Source organism: Ignavibacteriales bacterium (assembly GCA_026390815.1).
In the GTDB taxonomy this organism is placed as follows: Bacteria; Bacteroidota; Ignavibacteria; order Ignavibacteriales; family SURF-24; genus JAPLFH01.
In genome coordinates this window covers 89,161-113,146 of sequence record JAPLFH010000016.1, presented here as the reverse complement: position 1 = coordinate 113,146, position 23,986 = coordinate 89,161, and the positions used below count along the sequence as shown (strand labels likewise).

Below are 23,986 nucleotides of genomic sequence, written 5' to 3'. Positions count from 1 at the left end.
GAATGACAACTAAAGAATTCATTAAAAAGTACGATACAGAAAACCAGGTTGAAGTTTTAAAAGATTCTTATAAGCAAATTGAATACGCTTGGAAAAATGAATTTGATTTGGGAAAATTAGTTGAGAAAAAGTTTAAATCTGTTGTAGTTACCGGGTTAGGCGGTTCAGCAATCAGTGGTGATGTTCTGCAAAATTTTCTGCATAGTGAAATAAATGTTCCCTTTTTTGTAAACAGAAGTTACTCACTGCCAACTTTTGCTAATAAACAAACTCTTGTAATTGTATCCTCATATTCTGGGAATACAGAAGAAACAATTTCTGTTTTGGAACATGCGATTAAAAACAAGTGTGAAGTAATTTGCATTGGTGCAGGTGGAAAAACTGAAGAAATGGCAAAGCAATTTGGTTTTCCATTTGTAAAATTGGAAAAAGGATTTCAGCCTCGGTTTGCACTTTATATCAACTTTTTTTCGTTACTCAAAGTTTTTCAAAAACTTAACTTTATTAAACCACAGGATGATGTAGTTGAAAAAATTATTGCACTGATAAAAAGTAAATCACTTGAATATTCGTCTGAAGAAAATTTTGCGGTTGAAACTGCAAAATCTTTAATAGGATTTATTCCAATTATTTATTCTGCTGTTGATCTGACTTCTGCGGTAGGCAACAGGTTTAAATGCCAAATAAATGAAAATGCCAAGCTAAATGCGTTTAATAATGTTATCCCTGAATTGAACCATAATGAAATTATTGGTTGGGAAACTTTTTTTGAAAAGCAATTTGCAGCCAAAGTTGTTAACATACTTGATAAAGATTACCATCCGCAGATAATAAAAAGATTTCAAATAACGAGTGAACTTATTGAAAAGGTTGGTGTTGAAATTATAAATCTTAAAAGCGACCAGGAAACATTTAAGGAAAGAATCTTTGACTTGATTTATTTAGGAGATTGGATTAGTTATTATTTAGCAGTTTTTCGTGGACAGAATCCGATATCAATCAAAAACATTAACATCCTGAAAGAACGGCTTGCAAAGGAATAAGTTAAAATATTTTCTGCTTTTCTTTTTTTTACTTCCTCAGATTCTTTCTGCCCAATATTATTTCTTTGGAAGGAATAAAGTCCAGTATAATAATTTTGAATGGAAAGTTTTAAAGACTGAGCATTTTGATATTTATTATTATGATGATTTTGAAGAGATGGCAGAAATGAGAGCTGCATATGCTGAAGAAGCTTATAGTGAGTTTAAAGTAAAGTTTAATTATATAGTTACCACCAGAATTCCTTTAATTTTCTATAATACCCACATTCATTTTCAACAAACTAACACTACACCTGGATTTATTCCTGAAGGAGTCGGAGGATTTTTTGAATTTTTAAAAGGCAGAGTTGTAATTCCATATCTTGGTTCGCTCAACTCATTTCGGCACGTTATAAGGCATGAACTTGTTCACGTGTTTATGACATTAAAAATTTTTAGAGTTCTCAAAGATCATAGGTTGCCCGCAGAACAATATCCACCGCTGTGGTTTACCGAAGGTCTTGCGGAGTATTGGTCTACGGATTGGGATACTCAAGCAGAAATGGTTATGCGCGATGCTGTAATAAATAATTATGTTGTTGGACTTGAGAATATGTACCAGATTTATGGTTCGTTCCTGATGTATAAAGAGGGACAAAATCTACTTGATTTTATAGGCAAAACTTACGGTGAAGAAAAAATTTATTATTTGCTCGAGAATTTCTGGCAGTATGAAAACTTTAAGGATTTGTTGGAATATGTAATTGATAAGAAAATTGCAGAGATTGATAAGGAATGGCTTTTTTATCTAAAGCAGAAATACTATCCATTGATTTCAACAAATATTCCTCCGGACAATGGAGCAGAAAAGTTAACTGAGGATGGATTTCATTTCTCGCCATCGTATTATTCCGTTGATGGTAAAAAATATATTTATTTCGTTGCCAACAGAGATGGATATTCGTCAATATACAGGCTTGAATTAAGAAGCGACTTGAAAAAAGAAAATAGACCATCACCGGAATTGATATTACAGGGAGAAAAAGAGGAAGTCTTTGAAACTTTTCATTTGCTAGAACCATCACTTGAAGTTTCTAAGCAAGGAATTATTGCATTTGTAACCAAATCGGGTAGAACTGATGCGATTCATTTTTATTCTATCGCGGATGAGGAGGTTATTGGAACATTTCAGAATGATGAATTAATTTCAATATCATCACCTAAATGGTCCAACGATGGTACTAAAGTATTATTTCAGTCAATTGATCATAAAGGTTACAGTGATTTGTTCATTTATAATTATAATGATAAATCATTGGAAAGAATAACAAATGATTATTACAGCGATATTGATCCAATATTTGGAAAAGGTGATAGCACAATTGTATTTGCTTCCGATAGAACTGATGGAATTTACAAAGCTAAGTTTAATTTATTTGAATATAATTTGGGAAGTCACTCAATTAAATACCTCACTTATTGCAATTCCGATTTTCGTTCACCAAAATATTCAGCAGATTATAATGAACTCTATTTTACAACTGATTATGGTGGTATTCAAAACATCTGGAAACTTAATACACTAAACAATAATCCAGTTGGTATGACAAAGGTAACCAAATTTCTAACGAGCATTTATCAATATACATTTACCAAACCTTCGGAAGTAGTTGCCGCAGCTTTCGAGAATTTTTCATTTCAACTTTATCAAATAAATCTAAATTACCAGCAAGATAGCTTAAGAATAAATGTTGCATTCAATTTTGATTCTACTGGAAGTAAATGGTTTGCTAATAAAATTAAATTAAATCCAACAACAGATAAACTTAGGTATGAGAATAAATATACACTGGATTTTGCACAAAGCCAGATTACTACCGATCCAGTTTATGGAACGAGTGGTGGAGCAGTTTTTGCATTAAGCGATTTGTTTGGAGACGATAATTATTTTTTCCTGATTTATAACACTGCTGAAGTACAAAGCGAATTTTTGAAAAGTTTTAATATTGCAATTTCAAGAATTAATATTAAGAACAGGACTAATTACGCATATGGTCTTTTCCATTTTAGCGGCAGAAGATATGACATCAGGGATTCTGACGAATATTTTTTTGAAAGGAGTTTTGGCGGTTACTTTACTCTTTATTATCCACTTTCAAAATTTCAACGGATTGAAGCCAATATTTCTATTGCAAATTCCGATAAAGAAGTAATTACCGGTGTAATTGAAAGGAAGGCGTTGTTAGTGTCTAATTCGCTATCCTATGTTATTGATAATTCTCTTTGGGGACCAACTGGACCGCTTGATGGAACAAGGTTGAGATTGCTACTGGCATATACAAGCGATGTAAAATTCAGTAATGTAAATTATTTTACAGTGATAGCAGATTATAGAGAATATTTCCGCCTTTCACTTCGATCAAGCCTTGCATTTAGAACTGCTCTTTTCTACAATGAAGGAAGAGAAGCAAGAAGATATTTTATGGGTGGAAGTTGGGATTTGCGTGGCTGGCCCAGGTGGTCAATCCGTGGAGAAAAACTCTGGCTATCTTCACTTGAATTACGCTTCCCTTTGGTTGATTTATTCCTTGTCAAATTACCATTTCTGGATTTAGGATTTCCAAATATTCGTGGAGCACTTTTCTTTGATAGCGGGGGAGCGTGGGATAAAGAATATCAAACTACATTGGGAAGCGTTGGTGCTGGTATTAGAATAAATTTATTTGGTGCTTTATCCCTTAGATATGATATTGGGAAGAGGATTGAAAATAATTATACTTTGTTTCAACCAAGATTGTTTTACCAATTCTTTTTTGGCTGGGATTTTTAAAAATGGAAATAGTCAAATTTAAAATTGCAATTAACCGATGATAGAATTCATTTATAAAATAATTCATTTTTTCAATTGTAGGATAATTAAATCTCTCATTCCTTTGGTTGTGATTAGTATTTCATTTAGTTTTGGTTGTTTTAAAAGCATCATAATTTCAGATTCAAAATATGATAGCCCTGCTTATCCGATGTTCGGGAAAAATCCTGCCAGAAACTTCTTTGTTCCTTTAACAATAACCGATTCCCTTAAATTACTCTGGGAAAATGGAATTAACGGAAGTTTAAACAGTTCATCGTTAGTATTTCAAGGTGATTATCTTTTTGTATCAGATCTATCAGGAAGGATATATGCTTTTAATTTAATGAGCGGAAAAGAAATTGGTTATTTGAATTATAAAGGATTTATTGTTGCTTCTCCAATAATTAATCAATTAAAAATTATTTTTGCCGTTACTATTCCAAAGGAAAATAAATCTGTTATTTACAATTATGATTTCCGTACAGGAAAAGAAGTAAGTAAAATTGAAGTTGATGGCAGAATATTAACGGACATGATCGAATTGGATGATGGAATTATTTTTACTACGGAGCAAGGTAAAGTTTATCGATACCATTTCAATTCAACAAAAAAATGGGAGTATGATAATAATTGTTTTATTCACTCCTCATCGGCGGCAAACAATAAAACATTCGTCTTTGGTGATGATAAAGGAAATGTTACTGCGCTAAACTTAAATGATGGAAATCTTGTCTTCAAGAAAAAGATATCTTCTGGATTTGAATCTGGATTTGCAGTTTCCGGTGATACAGTTTATGTGGGCGATAATTCCGGTAATTTGTTTTCGTTTGATATTAATACAGGAACAAAATTTTGGGAATTCAAATCTGGTGCAAGTATAAAAAACTATCTTGTAATGAATGAACAATTTATTTTTGTTGGAAACTTGAAAGGAGAAATTTACAAGTTAAATAAAAATGATGGGCGATTAATCTGGGAAACGAAGACAGGTGGATTATTTAATACAACGCCACTACTATTTAACAATCGTTTGCTGCTAACAGATCTAAATAAAAAAATATTGATGATTGATGTAGAGTCCGGGAAAATTGTAAAATCAATTCCATTCGAGGAAAAACCAGTACTTTCGCCAATGTTTTTTAACAATATTATTTTCTTTGGTACAGATGAAGGACAAATATTCGCATATGAAATTGTTCACTAAAATTATTTCAAGCTTTCTGAATTGCTTGAAAACAATTTCATGTTGTAAGAAGTATTTCATTATCAATCTTGTAATATTACAATTTTGTAATTATGCATTTATTTCCGCCCAGGATTGTAAATCAGAACTATCCATAAAAACCAATCTTTCTTCATCAATTATTTATCTTAACAATCAATACGTTGGTAAAGGAGAAACAACATTACAAGTTGAAAAAGGTAAATATATAATTTCCATTAGGAAGGAAAAGTATGAATGGAATGCAAAGGAGATTGCGGATACAATATTAATTGCAAACTGTGGTGAAAAGAAAGAATTAGTTTATAATTATTCTGAGTATATTTATTTGAATAGCAGTCCGCCGGATGCTGGAGTATTTGAAAAAGATTCTTTAATAGGTTATACCCCGCTTAATTTAACATCTCCGTTTACTAATATTGAACTTAAGCGAAAGGAATATTCTAATAAAATAATCAATATAAATAATCTTAAAAAAGATGAACTAATGCACTTAACTTTTTCTGGTAAAAAGAATGGGGAAAGTTTTTTAAAAAAAGATTTATTTAAAATACTTTTTGGAACAGCAGTAATATTAGGCGGTGCGTCAGCTTATTATAAATTAAAAGCAGATGAAAATTTTGATAAATATAACCAAACAAAGCTGAATGATTATCTAAATAAAACTCATGAATACGATCTTATAAGTGGAATTGCATTCGGAGCACTTCAACTTAATTTTGGTGCACTTATTTATTACTTTTTGATAGATTAATCCGCAAAAATATAATTCTTAAATCTCCGCTACGTAACCAAACCGTGCAATACCTGACAAAAAAAATAATTTAACAATTTATCAATAGAGCAATTGTTTGTTAAGTTAAACTGATCTTACAATTTTGAATGATATTAAGAACTAACTAACTAATTTATATTGTAGATAAATAGAAATAAGGATAAATTTGAACGTAATAATTTAGTTTGGCAATAGGCTTGGTATATGATATTTAGCAGATTTAATTTATGGTTAGCAGTTTTAATAATAAGTGTTTCATCTTTACATTTTTACGGACAAACTTTCTCCAGTAATCTTCCAATTGTAAAAATTAACACTAATGGAAAATCTATTCCGAATTCTGTTAAAATTACTGCTGATCTTAAGATAATTAATAACGGAGAAGGAAACAGGAATAATATTACTGATGTACCGAATGATTACAACGGGAAAATTGGAATTGAATTAAGAGGATCTTCTTCACAAATGTTTCCCAAAAAACAATATTCCCTGGAAACACGCGATTCTCTTGGGAATCCTTTGGATAGCCATGTACTTGGCTTGCCCAAAGAAAATGATTGGGTCCTTTCCGCTTCCTTTAATGATAAATCATTTATTAGAGATGTTTTAGCTTTTAAGATAATGACCGAGATGGGATATTATTCAAGCCGATATAAATTTTGCGAACTGTTTTTAAATGGTGAATATCGCGGTATATATATTCTGTTTGAGAAAATTAAAAGAAATAAAAATCGGGTTGATATTTCAAAACTTGCTTTAACTTCGTCTACAGGTGATTCTCTTACCGGCGGATATATAATTAAAATTGATAAATGGGATGGTGAAGGAAATGCCGGATGGGAATCAAATTTTTTGCCTCAACCGTATTCAGCGTACAAAATATATTATCAATATCATTATCCCAAACCCGAAGATATAACTCTACAGCAGAAAAATTATATCCAGAATTTTATCAGGGTATTTGAAGCGGTTATGGCAGGCTCTCAGTTTTCTGATACAACAAATGGTTATCCTAAATATATTGATGTAGATTCTTTTGTAGATAATTTTATTATAAATGAATTTTCCAGAAATGTTGATGGATATAGGTTGAGCACGTTTTTTTATAAGGACAGAGATAGTAAAAATCCTAAATTGTTTGCTGGACCTTTATGGGATTATAATTTAGCTTTTGGAAACGCTGATTATTATGATGGTTGGCTTACTGAAGGTTGGGAAATAAATTACCTTACTACTGATCAGTCTTTTATATCTGGTGATAGTTACCAACCTCCATTTTGGTGGGGTAAACTTTATAAAGATCCCAGATTTATGACGAAGGTAAAGTCCAGGTGGAAAGAACTGCGTAGTAATATTTTAAGTGAAACATATATTAATCATTTCATTGATTCGCTTGCTGTACAGCTTGATGAAGCACAGCAAAGAAATTTTGCTCTATGGAAAATCTTAGGGACTTATGTATGGCCCAATCCTTATGATGAGTGGATTTTATCAACTTATGGTGAACAGATAACTTATTTAAAGAATTGGATAAAGCAAAGAATAGCCTGGATCGATTATCAACTTGGTTTAAGTGATGTTAAAGAGGATAGAGGCAACCTACCAACCACGTTTAAACTTTATCAGAATTATCCTAATCCTTTCAATCCTTCTACCAGCATTAAATATAATATTCCGGAAAATGGATTTGTAAAACTTATGATCTTTGATATTTTGGGAAGAGAAGTAAAAACTCTGGTTAATGGAAGCAGATCTGCAGGAAACCATATTGAAAAATGGAATGCAACTAATTTTGCCAGCGGTTTATATTTCTACCAATTGGAATTTACAGCGCAGGGTATGAGTAAAACTACTTTAAGAAAGAAAATGGTTTTAACAAAATAAACTAACAGAAAAAAAGAATAGAACACTGATGGCGCAGATTAAACGGATTTATACAGATTTAATCTGCGAGAATCTGCCGGATCCGCGTCATCCGCGTGCTATTAAAATTAGTGAAGAATGTATAATTTAGAACGAAGAACTAAGCGTGAAGAATGAAGATGAAGAACGTAGAATTATTAAATGATTGTTGATTGTAAATGAAAAATGATCTAATTTGAATCCGAAATAATTTTGAGGGGACGAAATAATGACCGGGATGAAATTTTTCAGAGATTACACACAAACAAATTTGTTTGAACAATCAGACTCCACTTTTTATACTTACAAACATAAAACAGCAAAAGAAATATTTAATATAGAGTTGAATAGTATATTTTATTATTCATCTGGAAATGTACATACCTTGTCTGAGATAACTTTACTTGATTATCAAAGTGTTATAATGATGGAGATGAAATTCAATTCACTATTTATTTTGATAATAGAAATGAATAAATACATCGAGGAAATTTTTTAACACCTAAGGACATTAATAATTAGTTATGTGAGGTGATTTTATGAATAGAAATTTTCTATTGATAATTATCTTTTTAGGAACACAATCTATTCAGTGGTCTAACCCAACTGATAATACTCCCATTACTGAATTATCAGAACTGGTTTTTGATAATAACGACAAATGGACGATGGAGCTTTTGTTTCCATTTGGCTATTGGGCTGAGGTAACTGATAGTATTGTTATTAAAATTTCAAATGTGGGGTCAAAATTAAAAAAAAAATATTTAAATGGTATTTTTGTAGCTTTTATAACTTCTGACAATCTCACGATACCGCTTTCAATAAACCGACAGGGTGATACAATAAAAATTTTTACTTATTCAAATATTTTTAACAATAAAAGTGTTAGAGAAGATCGGTTAATTTTTGGTGATTGTCCTGGTGCAGGTGTAGGTAAACCAATTAATGGATATTCCATTTTTAGATTAAGTGATGGTCCTGCCAAAAGTACATGGGAGGTTAATTTCCTTACTAAAAATCCATCATTAGGTGTTCTAAATAAAAGTATTGGTCAATATGGAATACTGAAAGGTAGCTTTTATGATAGGAATGGAAAGTTAATATCAAAACTTGGATTGTTTGGAGTAATTGGTTATCCATATTTTGAATTAGAGACACCACTTAAAATTGATTCAACTGGCGCATATTCAACACAAATATTTAATACTATTTATAAAGCAGGACAAATTAAAATTAAAGGTTGGGATTTCCCTGGATATTTAACTATAATAGAGATAGATTCATTTGAGTTGAAGGATATCCATCCAGATACTTTAGTTATTCAAGATATACATCTTAAATGGGATTGTGGTTTTTGCCAGGTTCTTGATGAAGTTGAAGATTATGTAACTCCAATTACAGATGAATTTAAACTAATTAACTATCCTAATCCTTTTAATTCTTCAACTAACTTCTTTATCAAAATTCCTTCATGGACAAAAAATAAATCAACGAATATTAATATCTATAATATTAGTGGGCAACTTGTCAGAAGTATTCCAGCAACAGAAAGCTCAACACTAAAATGGGACGGAAGAGATATGAATGGTGGAACAATGTCATCAGGAATATATTATTACAATCTTATTATGGATAAACAGGTAATGAAAAGCGGCTCGATGATTTTGTTGAAGTGAAATGAGAAAAATTTTGTACTTAATATTTTTTCTCAGCTCGTTTGTTTTGGGACAAAGAGCGGATTTCTTCAAGGAGGATATAACTTTCCGCTTAGATAGTCTTGCTATTGATGTTGATGGTTACTATTGGTTTGCTAATCGCTCTGATAAAACAATTGAGAGTAATATATTCTACCCGTTCCCGAATTATTCAGATGAGAAAATAGATTCAATCAGGCTTTATAATTTATCAGATGGGAGAGAAACCAGTTTTGCTAAAGAAGGGGAGAATGGAATATCATTTTTTTTGAATATTCCTCCTTTTGATACTGTTATATTCCAAATTGGTTATAGGCAGAAACTAATTGGAGATAGCGCAGTTTATATTTTAAGAACAACACAAGGCTGGGGTAAACCAATTGCTTATGCTGAATTTAAACTTATAGTTTCAAATTCTTTTTTGATAAAGCAATTTATTTATCCTCCGGACAAAACCTATAAATTTGAAAAGTACAAAATATACTATTGGAAAAAAGAAAATTTTATGCCTGTTCAAGATATGATATTTTATTTCTGATAATCTATTTTTCATCTGCCAATGTAAACATCTTGAAAGATATAACTTTACTTAAAAAACAAAGAGTTATAATATTGGAGACAAATTTAATCACCTAACTTTATAAAAATAATGATTACCAATTTTTCAAGGAATTGTTATTGAAACCAAAGCAATGGTAATAGAATAGTCTGCTGAAATTTTAATTAGTTGAGCTTTGCGATTTATCTACCAATTCCTCTAACCTTTCTACGCTAAAAGAATTTTCAAGATATTCTCCCATCCATCTTGCACACCGGTTTGCATTAAGCGGGATGCCGACGACAGGGATTCCTTTTTTAATGCAATTCATCATACCGTTAATCAGCTCTGGAATGCATGCAATTCCAAGGACACCTAACGAGCTATATTCATTTATTAAATTGTGAAAAAGTTTTTTGTCGTTTATGTTCATCCAAATGTATGGATGAATATCATTTTCCTTTAATAATTTTGTAGCAAAGTTAATAAAGCAATCTTTCGAACATCCTTTACATACAAGGTCAATATCATCCATCTCTGTACGGCAGTTTTTATTCAAATCGCGCAGACAATGAGGAAGTAAGGCAATTTTATAATTACAGGCTTCAAATTTGTTTTTATTTTTCAGCAGCTACACTATGTTTTTTTATTTTCCTTAAATAATGGATCTGAGCCAATCATCCCAACCAAACTTTTTAAATAGGATGGTGACTTAACTTTTTGTAATTGACTTTCCGCTATTGCCAACTGATTTTTTATTCCTAATTCTTCTGCTAATCCCAAATTGTTTGTTTGATTAATAAAGTGTTGTAAATGCGTTACATGCTTTTGCCACAAAGCAATATCACCCAGTTGCTTTGTCATCAGGCGATCCATATACCAATCGCTGGATAGCAAATTTTTCCTGGTAAACATTTCCCGTATTGAAGGATCATCAACATTTTTCCCTTCATAATTTCCGTTAGCCATTATAAAAAGTATTGCTTTCAATGGAGGGCAAGCGGCGCCAATGCTTCCATCATTAAAATATTGAATGGCAACTCTCTTTTGGGCTTCGACAATGTTATTAACACCATCAACAAAAATTTCTAAACTTTGTTTTTCAGGTTTCAGCATATCTTCGTTAAATACTGTATAAGGATTTTCAAATACCTTTCCACAAAACGTATGTACAAATTTTTCTGTTATTCTATAACCAAGTCTACTTGCAAATACTTTTTGATTGTTAAATTCGAAATCATCAAGTTTCTCCAAATACTTTCCTTCAATCAGGAATTTTGGATCACGTTCTTGAACAGATAATCGGCACCAGATTTCTGGTATAAGAAGACTTATATCGTGATCGACTCTGTAATTAGGACCAATATATCCAGCGGCAGTTGTATAGCAATCATAACCTGTAAGTATATAGGAAACAAGTGCATTGTTAATATCATGGATTGGGCTTAATGCATTGAACGGTCCTTTTGTAAGAGCGCCTTCAGAACCTGCCCCGGTTGTTGATGGTGATTTGCCAGTTAAACTGCAAATAAAATCCATGAACATTTCCGGAAGTTCCTGATAATGAATTGGATTGTATACACAAAGCGATCTTACTTTTGCATTAATCTCTGGTGGATTATTTCTTCTGCCTGGTAGTACTGCATTAACGGCAAAATGCAGTGGTTCATTCAGGGGAATTCGCCGGAAAAATCTCATCCCAATTTCTGCAATATATTTATTACGCGGATAAACCATGTCCGGGCGGTTCTGCAAATACCGCATGTTAGCCGATGGTTTTCCATTTATCATTCTTGGATGTGCAGAAGAAACAAAATATTTATTTTCATTATCCGGGTAAGCATCGATAATAAATTTTTTCATTGGTTCAGTAAACTTATCAAATCCGATTGCATCATCAATAATATTCTTTAAATCAGTTTTTGTCAGAGGTTCAAAGTTCGATATAAAAGTGCCTGGAGAAGAAATATCAAGCTCAGCTTGCTTATCATAACCACGATGTATTGCTTCATCAGGGCGTTGGAAGAAACGAAACTCGCAGTTCTCAACAATCTTTACACTTGGGTTATGATAATCAGGATTTAAGTTTTGTAAGGTCTCGGATGGAACAACAATAGACGCAGTGATATCATCTTCAAATTGAATTTTATCAGCCGCCACAAAATCCTGCCTTAGTTTAAAAGTTCGCCACGATTTATCCTTTTGCAAACCAACACGCAGGTAATTTGCAGAAAGTTTTCTGTTGTTGTATTTCAGTTCATTACCAGGATTTCCATTTACTATATCAACTGTAAAATGCTCTTGCCAATTTCCTTCCCATTCGTGTCGATAAAATCGTTTAATTAAAAATACCAATCCCTTTATGTATTGAGGAATTGTGTTTAACCAATCATTGTAATCTTGTGTAAATTCAGTTGGCGAAGGTGTAAGCATTTTAATTGCCGATCCAAGAGATCGCTTATAGCTAAGCAGCGCTCTTGCAGATTTATTTGGATCTTTCCGCACCTTATAACGATTGCTATAATCGTGATTAATTATTTCATCAATTAACTCAAAATCCTTTTTGAAATCGGCGATAAAGAAAGGACCAAAGATAATTGAATCAGAGATTGATTTTGATATTTCTGATTTTCCACCGCCGGAAACTGTGCTTGGTTTATGGCAAAATGTTCCTTCAGCAGTTGTTCCTACAAGACGCCAATTTTGACTTACAGGATTTTTTTCGAGTCGGACTTTGTAACCAGCCGGCAGAATGTAGGTGTTTTGCGGAAGTAATTTTATAGTAACATATTTTTCTTCCTGATGCCAGCTAACGGTTTGAACATTTAAATTAAATTTTACATCTTCAGGTACGTAAATAATATCAGAATAAATTTTATCAACAGCGTAGCCTTCCGGATGAACTTCAAGAATTTCAGAGAAAAGCTCAGTCATCTCCTTAAAATTGTGCTCATCTTTTCTAACCTGGTTATCATCATGGAAATCATCACCAAGATTGTAACTTGGGAAAGCAATGGCGCCACCGGAATGTTCTTCTTCAGCATTTCCATAAAGATTTGCTGAGTAGCTTATTTGTGTTTTAACTTCTTTTTTACAATAGCCAAAATAATTATCGGCAATTATTGTAATAATAATCCCGTCTTCTGTGCGCGCAGTTAGCTTAAATGCGTTGCCTTCATTGTACAATTCATCTTCATTTTTCCAGCACATTCCATCACGTATTTGTCTTTCAGTTGCGTCATCGATGTGTGGCAGCCCTAAAGATTTTTTTGTTAATTCAATTAGATGAGGAGCAAGAATAATACATCCTGAATGTCCAACCCAATGTTCAACATCTAACGCAGAATCATTTTCAGGGAGATAAGGATCACCTGCATTACCAAATATCGATTCAACAAAATCCAGATTGCCAACAAGATTACCAGGTGCGAAGAATCTTATCTCCATAGTTTTTTGTGGAGAATATCCTTTAACTTCTGGGCAAACAATGGGGCGAAGCAGAAGCGAAACGAAAACTTCCGCTTGATCTATCTGTGAAGAAGTATATGGAAGTTTAAGTAATTCTTTTGGAGGATTTAATGCAGACTTCAGAATTTTGAAAAATATATTTTTAGTAACTGAAATTTTATCATCGGGGATTGGCAATCCACCTTCTGATATGTGAAATACTCCTTTGGTCGTTCTCCTATCATTTTTGGGATTATGCAGCACACCTTGTTTAATTTTATATGAACTTACTATGTCGGACAAAAACTCATACTTGTCTGGGGGAATTGATAGAACGCGTGCTAAGCCATGTCTATCCAGGATAAATGTGTTAGAAGGAAGTCTTATTTCTTCTTTAAGTTTCAAATCGTTTAAATAGCTATTTAAAAAATTTTGGATGCGCTGATCGGCAGGGCAGAGGTAATCTGAAAGTAACCGGTTCTTTTCAATATGATTTGCAATTAAATCGTGTGCTATTTCTATAAATTCTTGATTTATGGTACCTTTAAAAATCGGCGCCCCAATAGCTGCTAACTTAAGATTGATATACTGTATTAATTTTTCATCATTTGCATAAGCAACACTTTTGCCTGACTCAAAACCAAGCGCTCTCCGATAATCCATTATGCTCCTTTTGTATTAATATTTTCTTAATTACGCATCTAAATAACTCAAAATTCCAGATATAATTCAAGGTAAAGATAATTTTGTGTGGATTAAACAATTGTAAATTTTAATTGATTACAATTTTTTTATTCTGATGGAATTATTCTTATTTTTCCTGCCATAAAACAACGTAACATAATTTTTATCTTTTCGGAAAACTTATCATGAAAAAATTTCTCTTATTTATATTTTCAACTCTATTCATTACCAATTTATATTCCCAATATCAATTAGACACAGTTTCAAGCAAGACGGCTGGACCGGGTGTAATCCATACTAAGATTCTTGTTAAATCTGCACCCTGGACAATTAATGTTCTGGAAGTAGATTTGAAAAATCCATTTATTAAAATTGAATCAGTAAAATCCAAGGATAAATTGATTGGAATGGAAAGAGCAAGCTCTATTTCATCAAGAAAAAATTACGATGGGCATCATGTTGTTGGTGCTGTTAATGCCGATTTTTATAATACAGCTAATGGTATTCCGATTAACATCCAAGTTGCCAATGGAGAACTGCTTCGAACACCAATTGCACTTTCTACAATTGGATTTGATGTTGATAAAAAACCCATGCTTAATATTGTTAATTTCCAGGGAAAAGTTATTGCTCAAAACTCAAGTGCTTTTGTAAGTGAAGTTAATACTGCGCGCGGAGAAAATCAGTTAATATTATACAATAGTTATTTTGGAAATTCTACAGCTACAAACCTGTGGGGAACTGAAGTGTTAATTCAACCTATTGATGAATGGTTAATGAATGATACAATGAACTGTGTAGTTGAAAACCTTGTAAAAGCAACTGGTAATATGATTATACCTGCAGGTAAAACTGTTCTTTCTGGTCACGGTTCTTCCGAAACTTTTATAAACAACAATATTAAAATTGGTGATACAATAAAAGTTTATATGGGAATTTCACCGGGTATTTCCAGGTTAAAAGAAATGTTGGGCGGCTTTCCCAAAATTGTGGCTGATGGAAAAGATTATGTTGATCAAGGCTATCAACAGGAAGGTGGTCCATCGCATACTTATGAAAAACATCCACGAACTGCAGCAGGTTTTTCAGCAGATAGCTCAAAATTATTTTTAATCACTGTTGATGGAAGACAGGCAATAAGTGCAGGTATGGATTTACACGAGCTTGCTAAAATAATGATTCAACTTGGCGTTTACCAAGGTTTAAATTTTGATGGCGGAGGATCTACTACCATGGTTGTTAGAGGGAAAATAGAAAATTCCCCGAGTGATCCGGGTGGAGAACGTTCAGTTGCAAATGCTATGCTTGTTGTTTCTTCGGAACCTGTTGTACCAGTTGGAATTAAGGTAACTCCGAAAAGGATTTATGTTGATACTTCTACCGTTGTAAACTTTGAAACGGGCTTGAAGGATAAATATGAAACTTTATCTGCATTGAACAATGATTTATGCAACTGGACTGTTGATAGTCCTCTTATTGGAAAAGTTGATTCTCATGGTAATTTCAGAGGACTTGCTGATGGTGTTGTGAAAGTGATTGTTGAATATCATGGTTTTTATGACACCGCTGAAGTGCATATTGAATTAGGTAAAGGAATTAGAACCTTAGATACTTTAGACAACTTATCAACCTGGATTTTAAGCGGTGCAAATTATGATTCACTGGCAACTAATATTAGTTTTTCTCAAGACTACAAAACTTTAGGCAATGGTTCATTTAAAGTTGATTACAAATTTACATATGAAGGTAAGTTCAATTACATTTACCTTGATCCTGTTGCACCAATACAAATTTACGGTACACCGGAATCCTTTTTTCTTGACGTGAAAGCAGACAGCGTTAAACATAAAATGTTTTATGTTGTATCTGATAATGATGGAGAACTTTTCCGTGTTAATGCAAACAAATACCTGGAAAGGGCATTCACCTTTGATACAATTACCTGTCCAACAACCAAATATATTCCAATAAACAACAGCCAGACACTTAATTTTCCAATTTCAATTAAAAGGATTGAAGTACAGCTTGGGAGCAAAAAAGTAAATGGACAAATTTATTCCGGTACATTATACTTCGATAATCTGAGGGTAAAATATTCCACACCTACAACAAATGTATCTGCTGAATCGATGGTTGCCAAAGGTTTTTATCTTTTACAAAATTATCCAAATCCATTTAATCCGGTAACACAAATCAGATGGCACTCTGCCATTAGAGACGACACAATATTAAAAGTCTTCGATGTTCTTGGAAGAGAAGTTGCTACTTTAATTAACAAGGAAACAGAAGCTGGACTGCACCAGGTTTCTTGGAATGCAAGTAATTGTTCAAGTGGTCTTTATTTTTACAGACTTCAAAGTGGAAATTTTTCTGAGACAAAAAAGATGATTTTAGTTCGTTAAAAAAATTATTTAAAATTAGTATTAGAAAACAGATTAAGATCAAGATTAAGACATTTTGATTGCTATAGCTCTTATTCTTGCTCTTAATCTTAATCTTGCTCTTAATCTTATTTCTTGTTCTTTTTCCTTCTCTTGAACTTTTTCTTGCATCTTATCCAATCCTTGTTATATTATTATATATCCAACAATCTACTTCTTTCAAATTCAATTTTAATGGAGGGCACATTAAATGAGTAATTACGAAAAGGAATTACGTATTGGTCTGGTGCTTTATGGGGGAGTTTCTTTATGTATGTATATTTTTGGAGTAGTTTACGAATTCCTGCGTCTGGTTCGCAAAGATGGAGCGTATAAACAACTTACTGATGAAGCTAAAATAAAGCCAATAATTGATGTTATATCCGGAACATCCGCTGGTGGAATAAATGGTATCTTTCTGGCAAAAGCACTTGCAACAGGTGCCTCACTTGATTCATTAAAATCTCTTTGGATTGAAGAAGGCGATCTGGATAAACTAATTGATATGGGGAAAAATCCTGTATCGCTTCTTGATTCCAACAACTATATGAAGAAACTTGAAAACGCACTAAATGGAGTTAAACTTAGTCCAGATGATCAAAAAAATTTTCAACCAGAGTTTGAGTTATTAGATTTATTTATAACTGCAACCGATCTTGATGGAGTTTTTCAAACTTTCGAAGGAAATTATTTTAACAGCCCGGTAACTGTAAAATCATACGAAACTGTTTTTCAATTTAAGATCCGTCCTGAAAGATATGAGAAAGTAATAGGTATTGAAGATAAATTATTGAACGAAAACCGAACTGGACGAAATGATTTTTCTGGAGAAAATGAATACCAAAAAAACAAGTACCTTGCACGAGTTGCGGCTACAACTTCTGCTTTTCCAGTTGCATTTGCACCGGTTAAATATACAGTGGAAGATAAAAAAAGAATGAAGGAAATTTTTCAGGAAAGCGTTTGTAAAGGCGATGGTACAAAAAACACGGTATATGGCGATGGTGGGATGGTTAACAATAGACCATTCAACTATACTGTACAAACCATTTTTAATAGACAGGCTGACACAATAGTTGACCGTAAATTATTTTTTGTTGAGCCAGATCCTGAAACTGTTAAATTTGCTCTTGAAGAAAAAGATGGGACTTTGAAAAGAGTGGCGGATAAAGAGGAAGCTGATGGATTCGATTCTTTAAAAGGATTGTTTGAAGCTGGATTATATCAAAGTATTGCAAGCGATTTGAAAAATGTATTTGAAAGAAACAATAAAATTGTTGAAGTAAAAAAAGTGTTGCGGGATATGGAAGCCGAACTCATTATTTTTATTTCAAATAATTCCAACAATATTAGAGAAGGAATTATTAGCAATCCTATCCACAATTCATATACAAATTTCAAAGTAAAAAGCCTTTGCAGTAAAATAGAAAATAATTTAGTTCAAAAAATCATCGATAAAAAAATTGAAGCTGAAATAAAATCTCTTGTTAAAAATAAACTAAATGACTTAGCGAAAGATAAATATGAATTTCTACAAACTTTTGATTACCCGTTCCGCATTCGCCGATTAAGATATTTCATTAGTATGATAAATCGCTGGGTTAGGGAGAATGAAGATATCGAGAAGACTACAGTGGAAAAGTTGAGTGAACTCAAATTGAAACTTTACAATTTCGTTGAGTTCTATAATCATCAAGCATGGCGGATTAATAACTTTATCCCAATTATTACAAAGGAAAATTGCAATGATGTTATAAATGATTACACGGAAAAATTTAAGAAAATAATGTCAGACGAATTCAAAGAGCAATCGAGAAAAATAATTGTAGAGTTACAGGATTACTTAGCTATAAATAAATTGAATGAAAAATTCGGTATAAAAATATTACTCAATGATATTTTTAATGCTTTTGAATTTTTAGATATGCACATTTTTCCAATGATTATTCTTTCAGATATTGGTGAAGCAGATCCTATCGAAATAATTAGGATTTCGCCGGATTTGGCAACTCATTATTCAAATGGTGACAATTTAATTTCTGATAAACTTGCCGGAGAAATGTTGATGCACTTTAGTGCATTCCTAAAAAAATCCTGGAGGGAGAATGATATTCTTCAAGGCAGGCTTGATGCTGCTGAATTAATTGTAAGAACAATATTGAATGAACCTGAAAATCAAAAGACCGCTGAAAGTATTATAGACAATCTGTGTAAAGGAATTGTCGAGACTGAATTGAAGGAAATTATAAACAGACGGAAATGTGAAATTACAAATTCGGCTATCAATCAAGATGATCTGAATAAAATAAAAACGATTTTGGATGAGAGATGCGGATTGGACATCAAGGCGACAGAAGAATATTTTAAAACTAATTACAAAGTTGGTCTGGAAAATTTAAAAGATATTCCTCAAAATTATGTTGTAGTTCTTGGTGCCAAAGTTTTACGCACGTTTGGATTTTTGGTTCAACGGATACCAGGAAAAGCCACACCATTAATTTCCAAAATGTTAAATAAGCCAGCTCAAATTGTTTCTAAGGTTAATAGTTATATTTATTACATGGTGTTAGCGTTAAAGGGGGAGTTAAAATCACTTACGCAAAATATTCTACTTTTTGTTTCTTTGTTTATTTTAGTTCTGCTAACACTAAATATTTTTGGGATGGTAAAAATTCAAACACCATTTATTTGGGGCGCAGTCGGATTGCTTTTCGTTTTTATTATAACAAACAGTAAGTGGATTCGGGTTATTTCATCCGCAGCCTATATAGGATTTGTCTTTCTGCATTATTATAATCGTGGCAGTTTTGATGCAATTATAAGCTTCTTCAATTAAAAAATTCAGGAACACGTATTTGCGTGTTCCTGAAGATATTAATTTTCTATCCTGTATACCTTCCAACCAAAGGCAGGAAGAACTAACGTGGCTGTATTGTTTTTTATTTCAATCGAATCATTATTTAAAACATCAATCAGTTTTTGAGATTTATAAACAGAAGGAATCCGAAGTTCAGTCGTTTGTTCTTTTTGATCTTTGTTTAAAACTACAATTAGTTTTTCATTCATATCAGCGCGTAGATATGAGTAAATTAAATTATCTGCTTTTAAGGTTTGGAAATCACCATATCTTAAAGCGGAATGTTCCAATCGTAGTTTTGTAATTGTCCTGGTTATCTTTAACATTTCTTTTTCTAATTGACTTAGCTGAACTCCAAATTTCATCATTCTTCTATTATCCGGATCATCTAAGCCAGTCATCCCAAATTCTGATCCGTAATAAATAATTGGAAGTCCTGGGATGGTATGCATAAAAGCAAGATATAATTCTGCTTTCTTATAACTGTCTGCGTGGTCAACTTGCGGTGGATTATTCCACGCCATTTCCCTTGAATCAACACCCTGGGTTTTAAAATCGCCATCAGCATACGCCATAAAGCGCACTTTATCATGACTATCCATAATATTTCCCATAAGGTTATTTACACCATAAACATCCAGGCATTGCTTCATATGCAAATCAAGTGTTGTAAATGATTTATCCTGTTCAAGAAAAACCGGAATAGCAAAGTATGATAGATCAAAATTGAATTGAGCATTTAGTTGTCCGTTGTTTACATACGATTTGACCAGCTTATGGTTCCCGAATGTTTCTCCAATCTGATATACAATTTTATTTTCTGGAATACCAATTTCTTCTTTTAACCTTTTTGTCAAGGCTCTCCAAAATTCGTTTGGAACATGCTTAACGGCATCATGTCTAAATCCGTCAGCACCGGATTCTTTTAACCACCATACGGCATTTTCCGTCATTGCATTTATTGCATTGCTTGAGTTGATAAAATCGAAAGAAGGCATGTATGGCTCGAACCAGGTTGTTAAACGATACTCATCCCAGAAACGCAGATTTAATCTTCCATCCGGTAACTTTAATTTACCAAACCAGTCCGGATGTTCTTTATAAAATGGATGATCGATATGAACATGATGAGCTACAAAATCCAATAGTATTTTTATTTTATGATTATGAGCTTTTGCTACTAATTCCTTCAACTTTTCCATTGTCCCAAATTTTTCTTCAACCATTTGGTGATGAACAGGCCAGTAGCCGTGGTATCCGGAATACCATCGATGAGGTTTTGGAAATTCCCTGAATGCAACATCTGGATTATCATAGACTGGAGAAATCCAAATAACATTTATGCTTAACGAATCAAAATATCCATCTTCAATTTTATTAATGATTCCCTGGAAATCACCCCCCATATAATTTGCCTGAGGGAAAAGAGAATCGTGAGCAACCGGAATATCGTTCAATTTATCCCCATCGTTAAATCTGTCAATCATAATTGAGTATATATTACTGTCATACCAGGAATTATGTTTTTCTTTATCAGCTGGTTTTCCATTAACTAAAAACAATGTTTGAAGATTAGTTGCTCTGTCATTTTGAGTAACGGCAATTCTAAAAATTTTTTCTCCTTTCATAAAAGAAGAGGGAAGCGATACTTCAATTGTGTTTCCTTCAATTGTAATATTATCGGCACTTACTTTTTGATTGTCAATCAAAGCAGAAATATTTTCTTTAACAATTTTATTCTTCTGATTGTCTCTTTCATAGATGAAGAATAATTTTGTAAAGTTTTTTGTTGCTTCATATCTATTGTTGTGCAGATAGCACTTTTCAATTTTTGAATCACCAATATTTATTACAGAATTAAAATCATCAAATCCTGTTGGTGTCCTTTGTGGATTTTCGGGATCAACTATTTCTTTTCCATCAACTATAAATTTGTAAGTGTAACTACCGGGTAAAAGTGGAATAAAAATTTCATAAACCCCATTTACTTCCTTTAATGGATGGTTATTCTTGTTCCAGTCATTAAAGCTTCCAAATATCTTAACTTCATTAACTTTTTTTGCTGGCTTGTAAGTAAACTTTTGTAAAATTGGCTTCTGCCCATTTTGTGGTGATTCAGAAAGGATTGGAATTGAATATTTTTTTCCGGTGAGTGAAAAATCGAGAAGTGTCAATCCTGTGAAATTATTTTTTGCATTTAAGATTAATTTCTGTGAAGATTTAGAATAATTTGCATCAACATTTTTATTCTCAAAGATTTTCAAATTATAATTTTTCGAATAAAAGAGATCAGAAATTAAAGTTGTATCAGGTACACCGATGGTTATTTTTTTTACTTCAATTAAATCGCTGGTAATTTGTCCCCAACTTAATGTTTGAATTAATGCAAAAAACAATAAACAAATAATCTTGATTCTTGATGAAAACATTATATTCTCCAGCTCTCGTTATTTTTAAGTAAAGATTTTGCCTTAAGAAAGATAAAAAAAATTGTTGAAGTTATATAATTAACTAACAGGCAAAAAAAAGCTCGTGATAAAACACGAGCTAATGATTAAAATTACTGTACCGGAGGCCGGACTCGAACCGGCACCTGGTGTAAGCCAGACTGGATTTTGAGTCCAGCGCGTCTACCAATTCCGCCACTTCGGCATTTCTAAGAACAAACTTTAATTCTATATACGTTAAGATCGATCTCAATATATCAAATATCGAAAAAGGTGAACACATTCAAACATTTTCAAGATCAAAATTACGATTCAAAATTACCCTAAATTTGATTTAATATCAAGATTAGTTTGTAACTGCTCATTTTATTATTTTTGTATAAAATATTAATCGAGGAATATGACAACTGCAGATAACAATCCAAACGAAAAATCTAATGAACCATCAAAAAAAAGTAATTTTATCCGCGAGATTATTGATGATGATTTGAAAACCAATAAGCGAGAAGGAAGAGTTCACACACGTTTTCCTCCGGAGCCAAATGGCTATCTTCACATTGGGCATGCAAAATCTATTTGCCTGAATTATGGAATTGCGAGAGATTATAATGGCAAATTCAACCTCCGTTTTGATGATACAAATCCCGAAAAGGAAGAACAGGAATATGTTGATTCGATAATTGAAGATGTTAAATGGCTTGGTGCCGATTTTGAGGATAGAATATTATTCGCTTCGGATTATTTTGAGCAGATGTATGAATACGCCACTGAGTTAATAAAGAAAGGCTTGGCGTATGTTTGTGATCTTAACGCTGATGAAATTCGTCAAACACGTGGTACACTTACAGAACCTGGAAAGGAAAGTCCATACAGTAATAGAAGCGTGGAAGAAAATCTGGATCTCTTTGAAAGAATGCACAATGGAGAATTTGATTCTGGAGAAAAAACCTTGCGTGCAAAAATTGATATGGCTTCACCAAATTTTAATCTACGCGATCCGATAATGTATCGTATCGTACATTCCGATCATCATCGGCAGGGAAATGCTTGGTGTATTTATCCAACATATGATTGGGCACACGGTATTGAAGATTCGATAGAAGGAATCACTCATTCAATTTGTACATTAGAATTTGAAAACCACAGACCACTTTATGATTGGTATCTTGATTCACTTAATGTTTACCATCCACAGCAAATTGAATTTGCAAGATTGAATTTGAATTATACAGTGATGAGCAAACGTAAATTGTTGCAGCTTGTTCAGGAAAAGTATGTTGATGGATGGGATGATCCACGAATGCCAACTGTTTCCGGATTAAGAAGAAGAGGATACACTCCATTGGCAATTAGAAATTTTGCTGATTTGGTTGGTGTAGCAAAACGCGATGCACTGACGGATATTTCCTTACTTGAATTTGCAATCCGTGATGATTTGAACAAACATGCACAGCGCGTTATGGCAGTTCTCCATCCACTGAAAGTTGTAATTACCAATTATCCGGAAGGAAAAGTTGAAGAACTTGTAGCGGTGAATAATCCAGAAGATATAAATGCAGGTACACGAAATGTACCTTTCTCCCGCGAGATTTTTATTGAACAGACTGACTTTATGGAAAATCCTCCAAAAGGATATCACCGTTTAATTCCTGGTGGCGAAGTTCGTTTACGTTATGCGTACATAATTAAATGCGAAGAAGTAATTAAAAATGATAAAGGTGAAGTAGTTGAACTCCATTGTACGTTTGATCCGGAAACAAAGAGCGGAACAGGAACCAGCAAGAAAAAAGTGAAAGGAACTATTCATTGGGTTTCTGCCAGCCACGCTGTTGAAGTAGAAGTAAGATTATACGATCGGCTTTTTACAATTGAAGATCCTGGTAGTGATGAAAACTGGTTGAGTTATTTAAATCCAAATTCGCTGGAAATTATTCCCAACGCATTGGTAGAACCATTTTTAAAAGATTCCGAACCTGGTGATAGATGCCAGTTTGAACGGAATGGATATTTTTGTGTTGATACAAAATATACAACAAGCGATAAGTTGGTTTTTAACAGAACAGTAACTTTGAAGGATAGCTGGGGAAAAGCAAACCAATAACAAAAGATGAAAACAGATTTAAATGA

At 32.7% G+C, this 23,986-nt stretch carries 14 protein-coding genes and 1 tRNA gene; 11 read left to right on the top strand and 4 right to left on the bottom strand.

The genetic code is table 11. From position 1 onward, the window contains the following. The first annotated feature begins 2 nt into the window (after nucleotides 1-2). From NTX22_07080 to NTX22_07045, 8 genes are all read left to right on the top strand, one after another. Entirely contained in the window at nucleotides 3-1,043 is a 1,041-nt protein-coding gene (locus tag NTX22_07080) for a bifunctional phosphoglucose/phosphomannose isomerase (protein ID MCX6150268.1), read from the top strand. Beyond that, nucleotides 1,030-3,852, top strand: coding sequence for a hypothetical protein (locus NTX22_07075; protein ID MCX6150267.1), 2,823 nt, complete (start codon nucleotides 1,030-1,032; stop codon nucleotides 3,850-3,852). Before NTX22_07080 ends, NTX22_07075 begins: the two co-directional genes overlap by 14 nt. Nucleotides 3,853-3,889: 37 nt before the next feature. After that, the gene (locus NTX22_07070) at nucleotides 3,890-5,077 is read left to right on the top strand and encodes a PQQ-binding-like beta-propeller repeat protein (GenBank protein MCX6150266.1); all 1,188 of its coding nucleotides are present in this window, start codon (nucleotides 3,890-3,892) and stop codon (nucleotides 5,075-5,077) included. Between the two features lie 25 nt (nucleotides 5,078-5,102). Beyond that, entirely contained in the window at nucleotides 5,103-5,849 is a 747-nt protein-coding gene (locus NTX22_07065) for a PEGA domain-containing protein (protein MCX6150265.1), read from the top strand. Nucleotides 5,850-6,074: 225 nt separating this feature from the next. Further along, entirely contained in the window at nucleotides 6,075-7,754 is a 1,680-nt protein-coding gene (locus NTX22_07060) for a CotH kinase family protein (protein MCX6150264.1), read from the top strand. A gap of 247 nt (nucleotides 7,755-8,001) precedes the next feature. After that, nucleotides 8,002-8,271 carry a hypothetical protein gene (locus NTX22_07055; GenBank protein MCX6150263.1) on the top strand — a complete coding sequence of 90 codons (270 nt, stop codon included), beginning with the start codon at nucleotides 8,002-8,004 and terminating at the stop codon, nucleotides 8,269-8,271. 40 nt (nucleotides 8,272-8,311) lie between these two features. Next, nucleotides 8,312-9,448: a T9SS type A sorting domain-containing protein gene (locus NTX22_07050; protein ID MCX6150262.1), complete on the top strand. Its 1,137-nt coding sequence runs from the start codon at nucleotides 8,312-8,314 to the stop codon at nucleotides 9,446-9,448. 1 nt (nucleotide 9,449) lies between these two features. Further along, the gene (locus tag NTX22_07045; GenBank protein MCX6150261.1) at nucleotides 9,450-10,004 is read left to right on the top strand and encodes a hypothetical protein; all 555 of its coding nucleotides are present in this window, start codon (nucleotides 9,450-9,452) and stop codon (nucleotides 10,002-10,004) included. 181 nt (nucleotides 10,005-10,185) lie between these two features. On the opposite strand, the gene NTX22_07040 is transcribed toward NTX22_07045, so the two are convergent. Beyond that, nucleotides 10,186-10,632 carry a DUF116 domain-containing protein gene (locus NTX22_07040; GenBank protein MCX6150260.1) on the bottom strand — a complete coding sequence of 149 codons (447 nt, stop codon included), beginning with the start codon at nucleotides 10,630-10,632 and terminating at the stop codon, nucleotides 10,186-10,188. An 8-nt stretch (nucleotides 10,633-10,640) separates the two neighbouring features. Continuing rightward, on the bottom strand, nucleotides 10,641-14,114 hold the full coding sequence (locus NTX22_07035) for a hypothetical protein (GenBank protein MCX6150259.1): 3,474 nt from the start codon (nucleotides 14,112-14,114) through the stop codon (nucleotides 10,641-10,643). 206 nt (nucleotides 14,115-14,320) lie between these two features. Between NTX22_07035 and NTX22_07030 the strand changes: the two genes are divergently transcribed. After that, nucleotides 14,321-16,537 (top strand): phosphodiester glycosidase family protein, encoded by a 2,217-nt coding sequence (locus NTX22_07030; protein ID MCX6150258.1) that lies wholly within the window; start codon nucleotides 14,321-14,323, stop codon nucleotides 16,535-16,537. 229 nt (nucleotides 16,538-16,766) lie between these two features. Continuing rightward, the gene (locus tag NTX22_07025; protein MCX6150257.1) at nucleotides 16,767-19,391 is read left to right on the top strand and encodes a DUF3376 domain-containing protein; all 2,625 of its coding nucleotides are present in this window, start codon (nucleotides 16,767-16,769) and stop codon (nucleotides 19,389-19,391) included. A 38-nt stretch (nucleotides 19,392-19,429) separates the two neighbouring features. On the opposite strand, the gene NTX22_07020 is transcribed toward NTX22_07025, so the two are convergent. Both NTX22_07020 and NTX22_07015 read right to left on the bottom strand, forming a co-directional pair. Further along, nucleotides 19,430-21,841, bottom strand: coding sequence for an alpha-amylase family glycosyl hydrolase (locus NTX22_07020; GenBank protein MCX6150256.1), 2,412 nt, complete (start codon nucleotides 21,839-21,841; stop codon nucleotides 19,430-19,432). Between the two features lie 137 nt (nucleotides 21,842-21,978). Further along, nucleotides 21,979-22,064: transfer RNA gene (locus NTX22_07015), tRNA-Leu, on the bottom strand. A gap of 195 nt (nucleotides 22,065-22,259) precedes the next feature. Between NTX22_07015 and NTX22_07010 the strand changes: the two genes are divergently transcribed. After that, nucleotides 22,260-23,960 carry a glutamine--tRNA ligase/YqeY domain fusion protein gene (locus tag NTX22_07010; GenBank protein MCX6150255.1) on the top strand — a complete coding sequence of 567 codons (1,701 nt, stop codon included), beginning with the start codon at nucleotides 22,260-22,262 and terminating at the stop codon, nucleotides 23,958-23,960. The last annotated feature ends 26 nt before the right edge of the window (nucleotides 23,961-23,986 follow it).

Bases quoted from the DNA above. Each gene is read 5' to 3' on its own strand.
- NTX22_07035 (MCX6150259.1), bottom strand. From the start codon at position 14,114: ATGGATTATCGGAGAGCGCTTGGTTTTGAGTCAGGCAAAAGTGTTGCT.
- NTX22_07080 (MCX6150268.1), top strand. From the start codon at position 3: ATGACAACTAAAGAATTCATTAAAAAGTACGATACAGAAAACCAGGTT.
- NTX22_07025 (MCX6150257.1), top strand. From the start codon at position 16,767: ATGAGTAATTACGAAAAGGAATTACGTATTGGTCTGGTGCTTTATGGG.
- NTX22_07055 (MCX6150263.1), top strand. From the start codon at position 8,002: ATGACCGGGATGAAATTTTTCAGAGATTACACACAAACAAATTTGTTT.
- NTX22_07045 (MCX6150261.1), top strand. From the start codon at position 9,450: ATGAGAAAAATTTTGTACTTAATATTTTTTCTCAGCTCGTTTGTTTTG.
- NTX22_07050 (MCX6150262.1), top strand. From the start codon at position 8,312: ATGAATAGAAATTTTCTATTGATAATTATCTTTTTAGGAACACAATCT.
- NTX22_07020 (MCX6150256.1), bottom strand. From the start codon at position 21,841: ATGTTTTCATCAAGAATCAAGATTATTTGTTTATTGTTTTTTGCATTA.
- NTX22_07070 (MCX6150266.1), top strand. From the start codon at position 3,890: ATGATAGAATTCATTTATAAAATAATTCATTTTTTCAATTGTAGGATA.
- NTX22_07010 (MCX6150255.1), top strand. From the start codon at position 22,260: ATGACAACTGCAGATAACAATCCAAACGAAAAATCTAATGAACCATCA.
- NTX22_07030 (MCX6150258.1), top strand. From the start codon at position 14,321: ATGAAAAAATTTCTCTTATTTATATTTTCAACTCTATTCATTACCAAT.
- NTX22_07060 (MCX6150264.1), top strand. From the start codon at position 6,075: ATGATATTTAGCAGATTTAATTTATGGTTAGCAGTTTTAATAATAAGT.